Here is a 15,779-nt window from a genome sequence, read left to right on the forward strand (position 1 = left end):
TGAAAGTGAGGCACATTACATCATGGAAATGAACACCTTGGTATGGATCGTTTTGTTGCTTCTGATCTTTGTGTTACTGGTCAGAGTCACCAGCCTGCAACGCCAATTGAATGAATTGAAAAGAGATGTCGAGCGTCTGGAGAATGGTTCAACCACAGGCACGCGCTCCGACTTCAATTACACCTTGTCGCCGAAGGAAGCATCTCCTTCCCACACAAGCCAACCAGCCCAAACGGATCTGGATCAGGAACTGCTTACACTTATACAACAAGGGAAAAAAATTATGGCGATCAAACGACTGCGTGAAGCCCGAGGTCTTTCGTTGAAGGAAGCCAAAGACTATGTTGATTCTCTGGATCGGTAATATACAACTCACATAACTCTCGGGGGAAGTTACTCCAGACTTTCGGCTGTTAACACAGACGCAGTAGAAAGTCTGGAATCTTCACCGAGAGTTTACTTTTCAAACGACATATGCTACTGTTATTTCTATATTACTAGAAATAAGAAATAAAGACGAAAGGACCGATCATTATGCAATCAAACTCGAATGAGATTGAACAAGTTGTCAAAATTCATAAAGCGCTGGGCGAACAAACACGCTACAAAATCATTCAGATTTTATCGGGCGAAAGCAACCTGTGTCCTGCCGATCTGGAGAGCCGCCTTGTTACGGTTGCCCTATCGACTCTGTCTCATCACCTGAAACAGCTGTCCGATTGTGGTCTGCTCACATCGCAGAAGAAAGGTACGTATATCTACTACAGCCTGAACACGGAGACTGCACAAAAGTTTGTTCCCTATCTGCTAAATAAATAAAAAAAATTGAGTTATATTTCTATATAATTAGAAATATTGAAACAATGTACAATATTTATTAGTAAAACTAGGTCACCTAAGTTTACGCTTATACCAATATTCATTATCTAGGTTGTAACATTACCATTCGCGCAGATGGGTTGCATTCCGAGCATTCATGTCTTGTTCTATCGTCTTTATTTCTATATTTCTAAAAATATAATAATTATAATCAGAAAGAGGTTATGTTCCCATGTCTTCTACGCTCAAAATCTATGTTCTTGCCTTGGTCAGTTTCCTTGTAGGAACGTCCGAATATGTCATTGCCGGCATTTTGGATCGAATTGCAGATACGATGAATATCTCTTTAATCGCTGCCGGACAGCTCATTACAATTTTTTCACTTGTATATGCGCTAGGTACACCTGTCATTATTGCATTGACTTCACGCTGGGACCGTCGCAAGCTGTTGCTATACTTCCTCGGTCTATTCGTTGTGGCTAATGTTCTTGCTTACCTGTTGCCGGGTTATGGACTGTTCGTCGTAGCACGAGTGTTGATGGCTTTAGGCGCGGGTGTTGTTGTTGTCACGGCATTAACGGTTGCTTCCCAAATAGCGGCGGAGGGCAAACAAGCTAGTGCAATCGCCACAGTAATCACTGGATTTACGGCTTCTTTGATCGTTGGCGTTCCGCTCGGAAGGCTTGTGGCTGCATCTTGGGATTGGAAGCTTGTTTTCGCCGGCATCGCCGTTCTTGGCATTCTTGCCATGCTGGTAATCGCGGCCGCCATTCCGCCTTCCAAAGCAGAAGCGCCTGTTCCGCTGAAGAAACAACTGTCTTTGCTCAAACAGCCACGAATTGTTTTGGCACTGCTGGTGACATTTTTCTGGTTAGGTGGTTATTCCATTGCCTACACGTACATTTCACCTTACCTTGTATCCGTTTCAGGAATGAGCGAAGCACTACTCAGTTCAGCTTTATTCGCATTTGGCATAGCAAGTCTGATCGGTTCAAAAGTTGGAGGATTCAGTGCTGACCGATTGGGTGTCAAACGAACGCTGATCACAGGCATGACATTGCATATCGTGAGTCTGGTCCTGTTGAATATAACGGCAAGCTCTTATCTCGCTGTCTTCCTTGTTCTGATTTTGTGGTCTTTTGCCGCATGGTCCTCAGGTCCAACTCAGCAATATAATCTTGTCACCATGGCTCCGGAATCCTCTGGCATTATGCTAAGCCTGAACAGTTCGGTGATGCAACTGGCGATGGCTGCCGGCGCAGGTATTGGCGGAATCGCGGTCAGCAGCATTTCATTATCATCCATTACCTGGATTGGCGCTGTCGGGGTTGCTGTTGCCGTCATCATCGTTATAGGCTCGTATCGTTCAGGATCTGCGAAAAGTACACACACCGATACATCTCATAACGCTGCCTGATATGAGTTCGTAGTACAAAAAACAAACCAAAAAGAGAGGCACTGTATGCATACAGTGGCCTCTCTTTAACCATTTTAACGGCTATTCTATTACCGATAAGCAGAACTCTTATTGAGCCGTAACTGCACCATCGATCGGATATACTGCACCATTGATATACGGCGCTTCATCTCCAAGCAGGAAGGAAACCAAGTTTGCGATCTCTTCCGGTCTGCCCAGACGTCCGGATGGAATGCTGTCAACCGTTGCCTTGAACACTTCAGGGTTGTCTTTACCGAACTGAACAACCATCGGTGTCTCAATTGTACCTGGTGCAATCGCATTTACACGAATGTTGTCCTTGCCATATTCAATCGCAGCTGTGCGAGTCAAGCCCACCACGCCATGTTTGGTTGCTGCGTAAGGTGCGACTGCGGGTACACCAACAATACCGGCTGTGGAGGCCGTGTTCACAATGGAACCCCCACCTGTTTTGAGCATTTCAGTAATTACATACTTCAACCCGTAGAATACACTTCTCAGGTTAATATCAATAATCTGGTCAAACTGCTCAATTGTATGTTCGATAAGCTTGATCCCAGGACCTGCAATACCTGCATTATTAAAGAACATGTCGATTCGTCCGAACTCTTCGACTGTTTTTTTCACATAATTCTCAACTTCAGGTGCTTTACTTACATCTGCTTGTACAAAAATAGCTTTACTTCCCAGCTTCTCAATCTGCTTAACCGTTTCAAGACCTGTCTCTTCGATAAGATCCACAACGACAATGGATGCACCCTTCTCAGCCAGCTTCAATGCTGCTGCTTGGCCCAATCCACTTCCTGCTCCAGTAATAATGGCTACTTTTCCTGCGTGACTCATGTTGATCTCCTCCATGTGTGTGTGTCATCTTGTGATTGGATCGATGAATACGATATGAAACGTACTTACATGCAATGATGCAATATGTAGGTCAAAAATGGCATAAAACCTTCCTGACTTTACCTATTCTAATAGACTTTCGACATAAAAACAAATCATATAATATGTATTCATACTATATCACCTGTCACATTTTCAGCATTTCAATTGAAGGAGCACACAACTATTACGTCTTGTTGCATGCTCCTCTTTTACATATACAATACTTTTTAAATCAGTATCTCTACAACTTCAAACGGTGCATATCCGCTTATCAAAACACTTTAACGCAGCAAATTCGTTTTTGCCAATTCAATAATTTCGTCCCCGCGTCCATTCAACACGGCTTTCATCATCCATAAGGTGAATCCTTCCGCCTGTTTGATATCAATCTTCGGTGGTAAGGACAATTCCTGTCGATTCACCACCACATCAATCAGCACAGGACCATCATGCTGAAGCGCACGCTGTACAGCTCCTTCGAGTTCACCCGGATCCTCAACCCGAATACCTTCCATGCCCATGGCCTGAGCAACCATTGCAAAGTTGGGATTTACAAGCTCTGTTCCCGATTCAAGGAACCCTGCAGCCTTCATCTCCAGCTCAACAAAACCGAGTGCTCCATTATTAAACACCACAACTTTGATCGGCAGATTATGCTGTTTCAGTGTCAACAGATCACCCATCAGCATCGTAATACCACCATCACCCGACAACGAGATGACTTGTCTGCCCGGATCAGCGACTTGAGCGCCAATGGCCTGTGGCAAAGCGTTTGCCATCGTACCATGACTGAATGAACCGAGCAACCTGCGATTACGAGACATCTCGATATAACGGGCCGCCCATACTGTCGGAGTACCGACATCACAGGTGAAGATGGCATTTTCAGCTGCGGCATCACTAATGACCTTGGTCAGGTACTGCGGATGGATGGGCTTTTTACCCGGTTTTCCAACGGCCAGCTCGTCCAGATCTTTGCGTACTTTCACATAACGATCCACACTTTTACGAAGATGTTTGTCACTGTGTTCTTCTGTCAGATAAGGAAGCAAAGTCTCAATGGTCGCTTTCACATCACCACATACGCCGTAATCCAACTTCGTACGCCGACCCAGATGGGAAGATTGAATGTCGACCTGAAGGACAGTAGCATCTTCGGGATAGAATTGACGATATGGGAAATCCGTTCCCAGCATCAATAGTACATCACAGTCCATCATCGCATGATAACCGGATGAATACCCAATTAGACCCGTAAGACCCACGGAATAAGGGTTGTCATACTCCAAATATTCCTTCCCTCTTAACGCAATAACCATGGGGGACTTCAAGCGATCACAGAGCTGCATAAGGGGTTCCCGAGCGCCCGCGCAGCCTGCACCGCACAATAACGTAATTTTTTTGCCTTGATTCAGATACTCCGCCAGTTTCACGAGTTCAGGCTCAGAAGGATGTACCACGGGGTTGGTCGCATGATACACATGCTCAGGCACTGGCAGATCTGCTGCTTCCAGTCCTGCTACATCGCCCGGCAATACAACGACGGACACACCTGAACGTGCAACTGCTGTCTGAATGGCCATCGTCAGAGAACGCGGCATCTGTTTTGCTGTTGTAATGACTTCACAATAGTCGCTACATTCCTGGAACAGATACTCCGGATGTGTCGCCTGAAAATATTCACTGCCAATCTCGTCACTTGGGATATGTGCTGCGATAGCGAGTACAGGAACACGATTGCGGTGACAGTCGTACAGACCATTAATCAGATGCATATTACCAGGACCACTGCTACCTGCGCAGACAGCGATACTTCCACTGACCTCAGCGTCCGCCCCAGCAGCAAATGCAGCTACTTCTTCATGTCGTACATGAATCCACTCGATCTTCCCAGAACGACGGATGGAGTCGAGTACCGCATTCAAGGAGTCTCCAACAATGCCATATACGCGTTTGATGCCAGCGTTCAATAAGGATTCAACCAGAACATCCGCGACTGTTTTTTTCATAATAGGTGAGTCTCCTTTAATTGCTCATTTTGATTATGTTTCCACTCGGTTAATATACCTATTCTTATACCCCAATCTTTCGAAAACCGAACCAACTCGATATGTATGTCTGGATATATGAAACAAAACCGGCCCCTTAAACCTTTATTCCAGCTATAGCAAAATGCCAAAAAATCCGCTTGTCGAATGACAAACGGATTACGGTTACACTCAGTTTATTCATTTTTATGTGAATTCCCTAATCCAAATCAGACACTAGATAGCAGGCATCACATTGCCACCACTTACCGGGATATAGGCACCCGTGATAAATGAGGACAGATCCGACGCAAGAAAAGCTACCGCATTGGCGATTTCCTGATCTTCACCCCTGCGCTTCAGCGGCACGGTACGCGTATATGCCTCATCATGTCCAGGCTCACTGGACCGATCACGTTCGCTAATTGTCCATCCAGGTGCAACCTGGTTTACGGTAATCTGATACTCACCAACCTCCTTGGCAAGCACGCGATATACACCATCCATTCCACGCTTACCAGCGGTGTAGGCCGATTGATGAGCGAAATTTTGCATCGCACATTCCGTATTGATACCAATGAACCGACCGGCTCTGATATCTTGCATATGTGGAATGAAAGCTTTGGCAAGATACACACTCTGCATGACACAGGATTCAAACTGGCTCAAGTAATCTTCAGGCGACTGCTCCAACACCGTTGTCCATTCATATTGAATGACTGCATTGGCAACAACGATATCCACTCCGCCGAGGACAGACTGAATCTCATCACGCATCCGAAATGCTGTATCCTGCTTTGTAATATCTCCCTGTACAATAACAGCCTGACGATCGAGTGCTTCAATCTCACCTTGAAGCTCCCGAGCCTTGGTATCATTATTTATGTAATGTAGAGCCAGATTGGCGCCACAGGCTGCCAACGTGCGGGCGATGACTCTCCCCAGCTGTCCGGTTGCGCCTGTAACCAGAGCCGTTTTTCCTGAGAGATCCAATTGCATAACAGCGAAAACCTCCTTAAATTCACTTGCCCGAAAACGATTTCGGAAATATGGTATTTTTGTTCATCAATTACGCGTTATTCAGAGAGATATACAGCATTGTTCAATGCTGTATATGTTAGTTCAACTTTTTTCCTATATGTGGAGACTATTAATTATGATGTTGAATAAGATCAATTTCCTGGAAGCGACTGACTTCCTTTTCCCAACGCTCTTCTACATATTGACGGTGAACCGGGTGATTGTTGTATGCATCATACGCAGCCTGATCCGCAAAGACCATCGAGAAGCTGTAATCGAACTCATTCTTCTCACTTACCTGTTTCAGAACCTGAAATTGCTCTACGCCAGGAATGACAGCCAGTGCATCCGAACTTTCCTTCAAAAAGGCTTCGGCCTCCGGTGTATCTTTACCCGCGTAAAGTGTAAACGTTACCATATGTGTGATGCTACTCATCTCTATTTCCTCCTCCAATATGTTCGTACTCGTTTTCTAGTGTACATCCGAATGTGTTGTAAGCGCAATAATTGGTTGAATTAATTTTTAATGTACACAAAAAAACCTCAGGACAAATCCCGAGGTTTTTTTGTAATGTATGGACAAACTTATTTGGTGATGTTGTATTTACGGTTAAATTTATCAACACGGCCACCGATATCCACGTTTCTTTGTTTACCAGTGAAGAATGGGTGGGATGCGGAACTAGTGTCCACACGGATTACTGGGTAAGAGTTACCGTCTTCCCATTCCATAGTTTCGTTAGAGAACTTCGTGGAAGAACTCAGGAATTTGAAATCAGCACTTGCATCGTAAAAAATTACGAGTTGTGTCTTTGGATGGATGTCAACTTTTGGCATAATCTATTTACACTCCTTTAATATGGGTACTTCTTTAGAATCAAACTACATTTTATTATACTCTTTTTTTGGACAAAGTACCAGCAGGTTTTGAGGAATAGCTAAAAAAAATATGATATCTGTGATTTTGCACCTAATCAGGTGTCAAGCCGTCCCTTTCTCCAGTACATTCAACATGTACTCCAAAGCCTCCAGTTCATCCCTGCCTCTTGTCTGTAATCTGACAACACTACCATATCGAATGGGTAGTAACGCCATTCCAAGCAGGCTTTTGACATCTACACGATGCTCATGCTCAGACTCCATATACGACAAAATAATATCCGAGGAAAAACGCGACGCTTGAGAAGATACCGACATCAGATCATCCCGATGAAAATCAGCGTGTATCATAAATTCATGTACTCTCACAACCTTCAGTTCCTTTCGCTAAGTATTCATTCACCAATATGGTGTGTATCCATTTATATATTAAAATCTTCATGAATTATACCATGTTATGGGAGCTTGACCCATACTTTTTTGCAAAAAAACAAAAAAAAGAGTCCTGAACCCTAGGACTCTTCCAGGTTGTTCTTACATACCATTCGGATAAACCATGACCTTCAGACTGCCGCTTTTATTGTGTAATGCACGCTCCATCGCTTGCTGTGTCTCTTCGAGTGAATAACGATCTGTAATCAGGGACATCACGTCATGCTGGCCGGAGCTCAGAAATTCAATTCCTGCCGGATAAGTATTGGCATAACGGAATATGCCATAGATATCAACTTCATTGTCCGCAATAAATGGAACATTGAGTGCGATCTCGTCCTGTGCAGGCAGGCCCACAATCGCAAGTTTTCCTCCACGTCGAAGTGAATACAGAGCAGATTGTAGCGCCTTCGGATTCCCCGCTGTTTCCCATGCAGTATCAACACCCACACCATTTGTTAACTCGCGAATCACAGCCAGCGCATCTTCATTCCGCACATTAATGGTATGAGTGGCACCCATGCGGCGAGCTGCTTCCAGCCTAACTTCCTCCAGATCCGTTACTATGATCTTCTCTACACCGAAAGATTTGGCAGCAGCCACAGCCATGAGTCCAACGGGACCCATGCCCATAATCGCCAGGGTTGTACCCGGAGCCAGTTTGCTGCGGCGTGCAGCGTGAATACCAACAGAGAATGGCTCGTTCATAGCTGCTTCCTCATAAGACAGATGATCCGGGATCGGGAATACCATATCTTCACGCATCACCATGTATTGTACAAATGCCCCATCCACCGGAGGGGTCGCTAGAAATTGTACATCCGGACACAGGTTATAGCGACCTTCCTTGCATGCCGTGCAGCGTCCGCAAGTCACCCCAGGCTCAATAGCAACTCGATCCCCTGTTTTCAGACGGGATACGTTCGAGCCAACAGCAGCAATGATCCCCGCACACTCATGACCCAGAATGATCGGTTTCTCCACCACAAATCTGCCAATGCGCCCATGTTCAAAATAATGCACATCCGAGCCACATACCCCGACAGCCAATACCTGGATTAACACCTCATCCGCTGCCGGTTGCGGGACGGGTTGTTCCTCAATAATAATGTGTCCTGGCTCTGTCATGATAGCAGCTTTCATGGTCTCGGGCAGTTGATGTTGTCCCATACGGTTCTCCTCCTCATGTATGTCCATGCTGTCTATTGTACATCAAAGAAAACAAGGTATCTTCTTTCTTCCTTCCTAATTACCAATCAATAGATTGTTCGACCTTGTTCATCCGCTATGCCGCTCTTGCGATAGAAGTACGTATTGATCATGTCCCGCCATTCCTTGGCATGTTCGGCCTGGTTGTCCTGTAATGAAGCAACTTTGCTGAAAATAACTGGGTCGATTTTGCCCTCCAGCCCTCTCCATGTCTCGGCTAACGTCTCCGCCTGCACAACACCTTCAAAGTGTGTATCATAAATATGCTGAATGACCGTTTTACCCGAATGCAGAACATGGGTGTATGGCACGTGATGGAAAAATAAGATCAGCTCATCCGGACAGGTGTCTACGGACTCATAACGATCAGCATTCTCAGGGTGATACTGTGATGTGTATCCTGTACCACTGTTCACGGTTCGATCTACACCAATGCCATGACAATCGGCAAAGTGATACGTTCCCCATTTGGAATACTCATACCCATCTACATTCGGCCCATAATGATGCTCCGGATTAACCATCCAGCCTACACCGAGAGGCGCAGTATAATTCTCATAGATATCTAGTGAAGTCAAAAGCATGCCCGTAACCTGCCGCACAACTTCGTCTTCATGTCCAAATGTGAGTCTCACCCACTCATCAGCAATCTCTTCCGCGGACAGTTCCGGGTTCCACGCAAGTCTTCCATATCCATATAGATTCGCCTGCGCGAGTGGATGTCCTGTCCAACAGGCATCTGCACCAATATTGGATACTGCGGCGAAGCCACTGTATGGTCGTTTATACAGAGAACCGTCCGCGATTCGCTTGATCTCTGAACCTTCGCCTTTGGCGTATGTGTCAAAGTCCAATACTTCTTTCCACTGGGGAACCAGATAACAGAGATGACGTTGTTGCCCGGTATACTCCTGTGTAATCTGAAATTCAATCACCTGATTTGTATTTTCCATGGCGCCGAACAGCGGGGATACCGCCTCTCTCACCTGAAAGTCCATCGGCCCGTTTTTGATCTGCAAAATGACATTTTCGGCAAAACGCCCGTCCAGCGGCGTAAAGTGGTCATAGGCTGCACGTGCACGGTCAGTGGAACGATCCCGCCAGTCCTGCTTGCAGTTATAGACAAAGCAACGCCAGATGACCAATCCACCGAATGGCCGAAGGGCTTCAGCCAGCATGTTCGCACCATCGGCATGATCACGGTTATACGTGAACGGTCCCGGACGATTCTCGGAGTCTGCCTTGATCAGGTAACCGCCAAAATCCGGAATCGCTGCGTACACCTTGGCCGTTTGAATGTTCCACCATTCCCGTACCTGCGCATCCAGCGGATCAGCCGTACGTAATCCACCAATCTCAATTGGACTTGCGTAGTTGGCGCTCAGGAACAATCGAATACCATACGCTCTGAATTCAGCGGCAACCTTCGCCACATCACTAAGATAACGTTCCGTCAGAAACAGACTCTCACGGCGGTGTACATTGACGTTATTGATCGATATGGCATTGATTCCCGTGGAAGCGAGCAAACGTGCGTAATCCCGGATGCGTCCCAAGTCCAGCGTGAATTCCCCGTTATCATAGAAAATGGATTCTCCTGCGTAACCACGCTCAATGCTACCGTCCACGTTATCCCACTGATTAATCATTCGTAGCGCATTGGTTGGTTGCTCTGTAATGAAGCTCCACTTATTCACAGCGTCATCCGCCTCATGTGCACTTCCTTGATCCATTGTCAGCTCACGAAGCAGATGGAATGCACCATAGAGCACACCTTGGGGGGTCTCTGATCCAATGACCAGCACACCTTCTGTCTCGTTCTCACGAATGATGTACCCTTCTCCTTGAACAGTTGAACGCTCTGTCTCACTGAACGACCCAGCCACGGAATCGCTCCCTGTCCAAGTGCCGATTTGTATTGCGGGAGCGGAGGCATGCTTGTCCCGTTCACTTTCCTGAGCATCAGACAGATGACTGACCGACGGTTTCACGCCATATAACCTCTCTAGTCCCCGTGAAAGTTCGGTCAGAGCTGTTGTAATTACTCCATGGTTCTCTTCCACCAATATCAGCTTGCTCCACGCAGGAGCCGTCTTTTGGGCAAGTCCATTCGCTTCTGGCAATTCGGAGTGATACCCCAGCCACGCATCGTACTGTGGACCTGACAAGGCAGATTGAATGACGGATTGGCTCATTGTACCGCCTCCTTGCTGGCATAGATCTGCCCAAGGTGATTCCCTTTTCCTTCGAGTAGCCATAGAATCGACGTTACACCACGCGGATAGTACTTGCTGCCAACCGCTACACCAGACAGGATCTGGTCACTCCAGCACCAGTAGGATTCCTCCGGATGCAGCAGCCAGTTGACATGAGCCGCGTCTGCTGCCTTGCCTGTCTCATTCCATTCCACACCCAGCAGCTCTCTAGCGATAAACTGGGACAAATAGATTTTGCTCAGCCACGAGTTATTGCTTGTTGAGGACAGTTTCCAGCCTCCATCTTCGAACAGACATGTTCCCGGTACAAGAACCGTCTTCAGATGAGTTTGGAGTGCTTTCAGATAAGGTCCAAAACGACCATTGACATCCAGTGCTGCTTCACAGCCTGTAAAGTACGGGAACACCAAACCTTCAATCGCCGGAATGATTCGAGAATCATTATTTTCTGCAATAACAGCTGGAATGTAGCCGCCATCAGTCAACTGTGCAGCAATACTGGCAGCGCAGCGATCCGCTTGAAGTCCAGCTTGATGGGACAGATCCGCCAACTTCTCAGTTGCGAACAGCTTCTCCAATGCAACATAGACCGCCCAACATTTACCTGCCAGATAGATATTATTGCGAGACTGTCCAAGTGACACATCCAGGCTGTCATAGGTTGTAATCTCCGCTCCACCTTGGGTACGGCTGCTATCCAGACCCATTAGACCGTTACGCTGCTCAGCGTCGGGATGGTCCCGATTAAGCATACTTTCGAAGCAATCCTGGATAACAGGCAACATATTTTTCACAAAAGCTTGATCCTGTGTCTGTTCAATGTATACTGTCGCGCAGCAGAGCCAGTTCACCAGTTCCTCGTGGCTCATCTGTGAGAAACAGTCGTCAATGCCAACCAGCTCATATGCCGAGTGTCCAGGGCGTGAGAACACATTGGCAACACCAATATCATGTGTAAAGGTAATTCCGCCCGGATATAACTTCTCTTCCCCCGGGAAACGAACCTGATCCGTATAACTGTATCGTTTCACAAACCACTCCAGCTCATTACGCACCGTCCATGGATTCAAGGCAAGCTCGAAGTACAACTGATCAGCCGTCAGATCAAGTGTGTTCATCATCCGATACTCCCCTTCGTTCACCACCCAGAGTGGCTCACCATCGGCATCCAGCAGTTGAGTACTCGCATAATAGCTGTGAATGGAATGAGCAAGCATGAATGATTGATCTTCGGTCAAAGCAGCCGATCCGAGGCGCTGTTCAACCTCTCCACAGGATGCAGTCAACTCACTAAAGCGTTGTAGTGCATACTCTCCTGCTGCCTGAATATCGGAGAAATAGCGCGTATACCAATACGTTGTGTCCATGCCGGTCGTCACAATGCCCCCGCGATAGAAACATACTGCAAATTGATACGTACGTTTCTCTCCAGCCGGCACCTCCATCAGTAGTGCAGCGGTTGAGCCAAGTCCAAATGCCAGATTCTCCCGATGTTTCTCCTGCAACAGTTTCTCCAGCGTAAATCCGCGTGCGGGCCACAGTCCATCATCTGCTGACATAATTGCTGTAAGTCGACCTTGTCCCACACCTGTGATGGAGCCACCTTCCGGTCCTCCAATCAGACGCATCGCAGAGTACGGATCATTGCCCTGATAGCCAAAGTAGGCTTTGCGGGATTGTTGACCTTCCGTATTGTCAATCGTCATCTCAACCAATACGGCAGGTACGAGTGCATCCATTAATTCTTCACGATCCCCATTCGTTGGATCAGGTACTGGACGTACAGGCGAGTAGATACGGAACGTCAGATCTCCAGCAGTCCACGTATCCGTACCTGAGGTAAATTCACGGGTAATATCTTCATCGCGAAAAGCCGTAATAAGAGGTTGTGGAACTTTGGTCGCTGTTGTCGACGCAGTGTCCCCATTCTCCAACTTCTCTACATCATAGCGGCTGCTCTCATCCTCGGAAGCTTCATAAAAAGGAAGCGCCTGATAATTGTCGCCATCGCGAGATTGTAATCCAATATATACATTCTGGTCTGCCGGCTTGCCGAGTTCAAGACCCAGCCCGCCTTTGGCTCCTTTGTATCCCAGTGTAAAACTGGCAAAAGCACCAATCGGTGCATGATGTGCATTATAAAAGATGGATTTGAATGTGCTCATGAATCATAACCCCTCTCAGAATGGTATGCATACGTTTTCATTAGCCCCATCCTAACATGTGGTTCCACCTTCGACCATGATCAAATCAATCGGATATTTACCCAAATCAAGCTGATAGACTATAATAGATTAAAGCGGTTACAAAAAAACATTCCATTTGATATACGTGCGTAATCAAAATCACATTTTTTTGAACAACCTCTATGAAGGGGGATCTTCCATGTCTTCAACGTATTTGCCTCCTACTTTGGGAGAAAGTGTCCATGAAGTTTTTTATCCAGATGTGCAAACAACGGTCAATCTGTTCGCCATTCATTTACGAAGTGTGGGTATGGACTGGGATTATCCGGCGCATGAGCACCCTCAATATGAATTGAATTATGTCACGGAAGGCGAGCAACGCATGATGGTGAACGGTACCTTATATATTCAAAAGGCTGGCGAACTGCTCCTGATTCCTCCGGGAAGCATTCATTCCAGCCAGAGCCATAACGGCAAGGGATTCACTTATTTTTGCATGCATTTTGACATTGATGATCAGTTGTTCCTATCGTTGCTTGCACGTATCAAACAAGTACGATTCAGTGCGGATAGTCCAGTTACACAGCAGATTGAGCCTGTTTTGCGCAAATTGATGTCATCTGCGGATGATGAAACAGCAAATACGATGGTTCAGCGTATGCAGCTGCAATCTGCGGTATTTGAACTATTTGGCCATCTGTGGGAGGCGGTCTCGCAAGAGGCAGCGCAATGGTTTACCGACGGACACGAAAAGATCGAACTCGCCCACCAAATTCGTAATCGATTGCAAGGCCTGATGAGTCAGCAATTCAAACAGGGACACGAGTCCAACGGTCACTATGGCATTGATGATATTGCAGCAGAGCTGGGCATCAGTTCTTCTCACTGTAATCGCGTGTTCAAGGAGGTGTTCGGTCAGTCTCCTCGTGCTGTATTGTCCCAGTTGGTTTTGCATGAAGCGAAGCTTCTTCTGGGCAATCCGAAGCTGTCCGTTCAAAATATTGCTGTCATGCTTGGTTATAAGGATATTGCCCATTTCAGTCGTCAATTCAAGCGCTGGTCCGGCATGTCACCCTCCCGTTACCGACAGGAACAGCCTGCTCTGGAATGAAGTTCAGTAGCAGGCTGTCGGGTTTGATTCAACTTTTTCATAATTCGATTCAAGATGTTCTCTGTATTTAATATGAAGTGTTATTTCAACAAACGCTTAATCAGCTTCAGCTTGTTATCATACGGTGGATACAGAATCGGCAGATTCAATTTGGTGCTTTTTTTCAGTACACTTTTGAGATGAGAGAAGGTTTCGAAGCTGTACTGCCCATGATACGAGCCAACACCGGAATGACCAACACCGCCAAACGGCAGACGTGGATTCGCTACATGTGTGATGGTATCGTTAATGCAGCCGCCTCCAAAAGAAACTTCGCGCAGCACTTTGTCCTGAACCCGGGTGTCGGAAGTAAACAGATATAAGGCGAGCGGTTTCGGCCGCTTTACGATTTCTACAATGGCTTCATCCAGGTTACGATAACTAATGATCGGCAGAATCGGTCCAAAAATCTCATCTTCCATCGTTGCTGCATCCCAGGACTCCGCATCAATCAGTGTAGGTTCAATGAAACGATCTTCCTCATCCGAAGCTCCCCCATATATCACTTTGGCCTGATCCCGCTCAATCAAAGTCGTCAGCCGTTTAAAATGTCCCTTGTTCACGATTCGCCCATAATCCTTATTGTGCTGAATATCCGATCCGAAGAAGGACACGATCGCTGCTTTCATCTCCGTAATTAACGGTTCCTTCACGCGCTCATGCACAAGTAAATAATCGGGTGCGATACAGGTCTGTCCTGTATTGAGCAGTTTGCCCCATATAATGCGCTCAGCTGCTACTTTGATATCCGCCTGTTCATCCACGATGACAGGGCTCTTGCCTCCAAGTTCTAACGTAACGGGAACGAGATTTTTGGCAGCTGCCTCCATCACAATCTTGCCTACCGGTACACTGCCTGTAAAAAAGATATAGTCGAATGGCGCGTTAATCAGCGCTGTTGTTGTGTCTCTAGCACCGTCAAGTACCTGTACGTATGCCGGTTCGAACACGCTCGCAATCATTTCACGTACAACAGCCGACACCGCAGGTGTATTCTCTGACGCTTTGAGCACGGCTGTATTACCTGCTGCAATCGCACCTACCAATGGTTCGATTAAGAGTTGAAAAGGATAATTAAACGGTCCGATAATCAGAACCGCCCCGTAGGGTTCGGGTATGATATAGCTTTTCGAACCCAGGAGCGCCATTTGCGTTTTCACTTTAACGGGTTTCACCCATTTATTCACTTTACGAATGGTGTGTGTGATGCTATCCATCATAAATCCGATCTCGGTTGTGTAGGATTCGAACTCACTTTTGCCCAAATCCTGATAGAGAGCTTCTGTCAGTCTGGATTCGTACTTTTGAATGGCCTGCTTCAGTTGGGTCAGACGGGCAATTCGAGCTTCTGCCGATCGTGTTGCCCCGGAACGAAAGAACTGGCGTTGCTGCTCCAAAATCTGTTCAACTTCCTGACTGGTTACTTCCTGTATAGTCGTTGTCATATATACATACTCCTCTATTCATTATTGATCAAGCGTTTAAACTTACGAACCTATAAGACACATGCAAAAGCAT

Annotated in this window: 14 protein-coding genes; 4 read left to right on the plus strand and 10 right to left on the minus strand. The window is 46.5% G+C overall.

The window, feature by feature from the left end; genetic code table 11:
* Window positions 1–22 precede the first annotated feature (22 nt).
* The 3 genes from MHH25_RS16860 (at window position 23) to MHH25_RS16870 (ending at window position 2,236) form a co-directional block, all read left to right on the plus strand.
* Window positions 23–364 (plus strand): ribosomal protein L7/L12, encoded by a 342-nt coding sequence (locus MHH25_RS16860; RefSeq protein ID WP_076328616.1) that lies wholly within the window; start codon window positions 23–25, stop codon window positions 362–364.
* Between the two features lie 170 nt (window positions 365–534).
* On the plus strand, window positions 535–819 hold the full coding sequence (locus MHH25_RS16865; protein ID WP_036613842.1) for a metalloregulator ArsR/SmtB family transcription factor: 285 nt from the start codon (window positions 535–537) through the stop codon (window positions 817–819).
* 232 nt (window positions 820–1,051) lie between these two features.
* A complete protein-coding gene (locus MHH25_RS16870; RefSeq protein ID WP_340017595.1) occupies window positions 1,052–2,236 on the plus strand; it encodes an MFS transporter in 1,185 nt (394 codons plus the stop codon).
* A 108-nt stretch (window positions 2,237–2,344) separates the two neighbouring features.
* On the opposite strand, the gene MHH25_RS16875 is transcribed toward MHH25_RS16870, so the two are convergent.
* The 9 genes from MHH25_RS16875 to MHH25_RS16915 form a co-directional block, all read right to left on the minus strand.
* Complete coding sequence (locus tag MHH25_RS16875) at window positions 2,345–3,100, minus strand: SDR family NAD(P)-dependent oxidoreductase (protein ID WP_340017596.1); 756 nt, start codon at window positions 3,098–3,100, stop codon at window positions 2,345–2,347.
* 323 nt (window positions 3,101–3,423) lie between these two features.
* On the minus strand, window positions 3,424–5,151 hold the full coding sequence (poxB, locus tag MHH25_RS16880; RefSeq protein ID WP_340017597.1) for a ubiquinone-dependent pyruvate dehydrogenase: 1,728 nt from the start codon (window positions 5,149–5,151) through the stop codon (window positions 3,424–3,426).
* A 255-nt stretch (window positions 5,152–5,406) separates the two neighbouring features.
* The gene (locus tag MHH25_RS16885) at window positions 5,407–6,168 is read right to left on the minus strand and encodes an SDR family oxidoreductase (RefSeq protein ID WP_340017598.1); all 762 of its coding nucleotides are present in this window, start codon (window positions 6,166–6,168) and stop codon (window positions 5,407–5,409) included.
* A gap of 151 nt (window positions 6,169–6,319) precedes the next feature.
* Window positions 6,320–6,625 (minus strand): Dabb family protein, encoded by a 306-nt coding sequence (locus MHH25_RS16890; RefSeq protein ID WP_076317704.1) that lies wholly within the window; start codon window positions 6,623–6,625, stop codon window positions 6,320–6,322.
* 149 nt (window positions 6,626–6,774) lie between these two features.
* Complete coding sequence (locus tag MHH25_RS16895) at window positions 6,775–7,026, minus strand: type B 50S ribosomal protein L31 (protein WP_036613829.1); 252 nt, start codon at window positions 7,024–7,026, stop codon at window positions 6,775–6,777.
* A gap of 144 nt (window positions 7,027–7,170) precedes the next feature.
* Window positions 7,171–7,437, minus strand: a complete 267-nt coding sequence (locus tag MHH25_RS16900) for an HPr family phosphocarrier protein (protein ID WP_026081056.1) — start codon at window positions 7,435–7,437, stop codon at window positions 7,171–7,173.
* A 165-nt stretch (window positions 7,438–7,602) separates the two neighbouring features.
* Window positions 7,603–8,670 (minus strand): NAD(P)-dependent alcohol dehydrogenase, encoded by a 1,068-nt coding sequence (locus MHH25_RS16905; protein ID WP_340017599.1) that lies wholly within the window; start codon window positions 8,668–8,670, stop codon window positions 7,603–7,605.
* Window positions 8,671–8,756: 86 nt separating this feature from the next.
* Window positions 8,757–10,904, minus strand: a complete 2,148-nt coding sequence (locus MHH25_RS16910; RefSeq protein WP_340017600.1) for an alpha-glucuronidase family glycosyl hydrolase — start codon at window positions 10,902–10,904, stop codon at window positions 8,757–8,759.
* Window positions 10,901–13,090: a glycoside hydrolase family 52 protein gene (locus MHH25_RS16915; RefSeq protein ID WP_340017601.1), complete on the minus strand. Its 2,190-nt coding sequence runs from the start codon at window positions 13,088–13,090 to the stop codon at window positions 10,901–10,903. Before MHH25_RS16915 ends, MHH25_RS16910 begins: the two co-directional genes overlap by 4 nt.
* A gap of 220 nt (window positions 13,091–13,310) precedes the next feature.
* Between MHH25_RS16915 and MHH25_RS16920 the strand changes: the two genes are divergently transcribed.
* Window positions 13,311–14,222, plus strand: a complete 912-nt coding sequence (locus MHH25_RS16920) for an AraC family transcriptional regulator (protein WP_340017602.1) — start codon at window positions 13,311–13,313, stop codon at window positions 14,220–14,222.
* An 80-nt stretch (window positions 14,223–14,302) separates the two neighbouring features.
* Here the strand turns inward: MHH25_RS16920 and MHH25_RS16925 are convergent, their stop codons facing one another.
* On the minus strand, window positions 14,303–15,706 hold the full coding sequence (locus MHH25_RS16925; RefSeq protein WP_340017603.1) for an aldehyde dehydrogenase: 1,404 nt from the start codon (window positions 15,704–15,706) through the stop codon (window positions 14,303–14,305).
* Window positions 15,707–15,779: the final 73 nt, after the last annotated feature.

This window comes from Paenibacillus sp. FSL H3-0457, assembly GCF_037981725.1.
In the GTDB taxonomy this organism is placed as follows: Bacteria; Bacillota; Bacilli; order Paenibacillales; family Paenibacillaceae; genus Paenibacillus; species Paenibacillus amylolyticus.

Excerpts from the sequence above, each read along its gene's own strand:
- MHH25_RS16895 (WP_036613829.1), bottom strand. The coding sequence starts at position 7,026 with ATGCCAAAAGTTGACATCCATCCAAAGACACAACTCGTAATTTTTTAC.
- MHH25_RS16920 (WP_340017602.1), top strand. The coding sequence starts at position 13,311 with ATGTCTTCAACGTATTTGCCTCCTACTTTGGGAGAAAGTGTCCATGAA.
- MHH25_RS16890 (WP_076317704.1), bottom strand. The coding sequence starts at position 6,625 with ATGAGTAGCATCACACATATGGTAACGTTTACACTTTACGCGGGTAAA.
- poxB (WP_340017597.1), bottom strand. The coding sequence starts at position 5,151 with ATGAAAAAAACAGTCGCGGATGTTCTGGTTGAATCCTTATTGAACGCT.
- MHH25_RS16885 (WP_340017598.1), bottom strand. The coding sequence starts at position 6,168 with ATGCAATTGGATCTCTCAGGAAAAACGGCTCTGGTTACAGGCGCAACC.
- MHH25_RS16915 (WP_340017601.1), bottom strand. The coding sequence starts at position 13,090 with ATGAGCACATTCAAATCCATCTTTTATAATGCACATCATGCACCGATT.
- MHH25_RS16925 (WP_340017603.1), bottom strand. The coding sequence starts at position 15,706 with ATGACAACGACTATACAGGAAGTAACCAGTCAGGAAGTTGAACAGATT.
- MHH25_RS16860 (WP_076328616.1), top strand. The coding sequence starts at position 23 with ATGGAAATGAACACCTTGGTATGGATCGTTTTGTTGCTTCTGATCTTT.
- MHH25_RS16865 (WP_036613842.1), top strand. The coding sequence starts at position 535 with ATGCAATCAAACTCGAATGAGATTGAACAAGTTGTCAAAATTCATAAA.
- MHH25_RS16870 (WP_340017595.1), top strand. The coding sequence starts at position 1,052 with ATGTCTTCTACGCTCAAAATCTATGTTCTTGCCTTGGTCAGTTTCCTT.
- MHH25_RS16910 (WP_340017600.1), bottom strand. The coding sequence starts at position 10,904 with ATGAGCCAATCCGTCATTCAATCTGCCTTGTCAGGTCCACAGTACGAT.
- MHH25_RS16875 (WP_340017596.1), bottom strand. The coding sequence starts at position 3,100 with ATGAGTCACGCAGGAAAAGTAGCCATTATTACTGGAGCAGGAAGTGGA.
- MHH25_RS16905 (WP_340017599.1), bottom strand. The coding sequence starts at position 8,670 with ATGGGACAACATCAACTGCCCGAGACCATGAAAGCTGCTATCATGACA.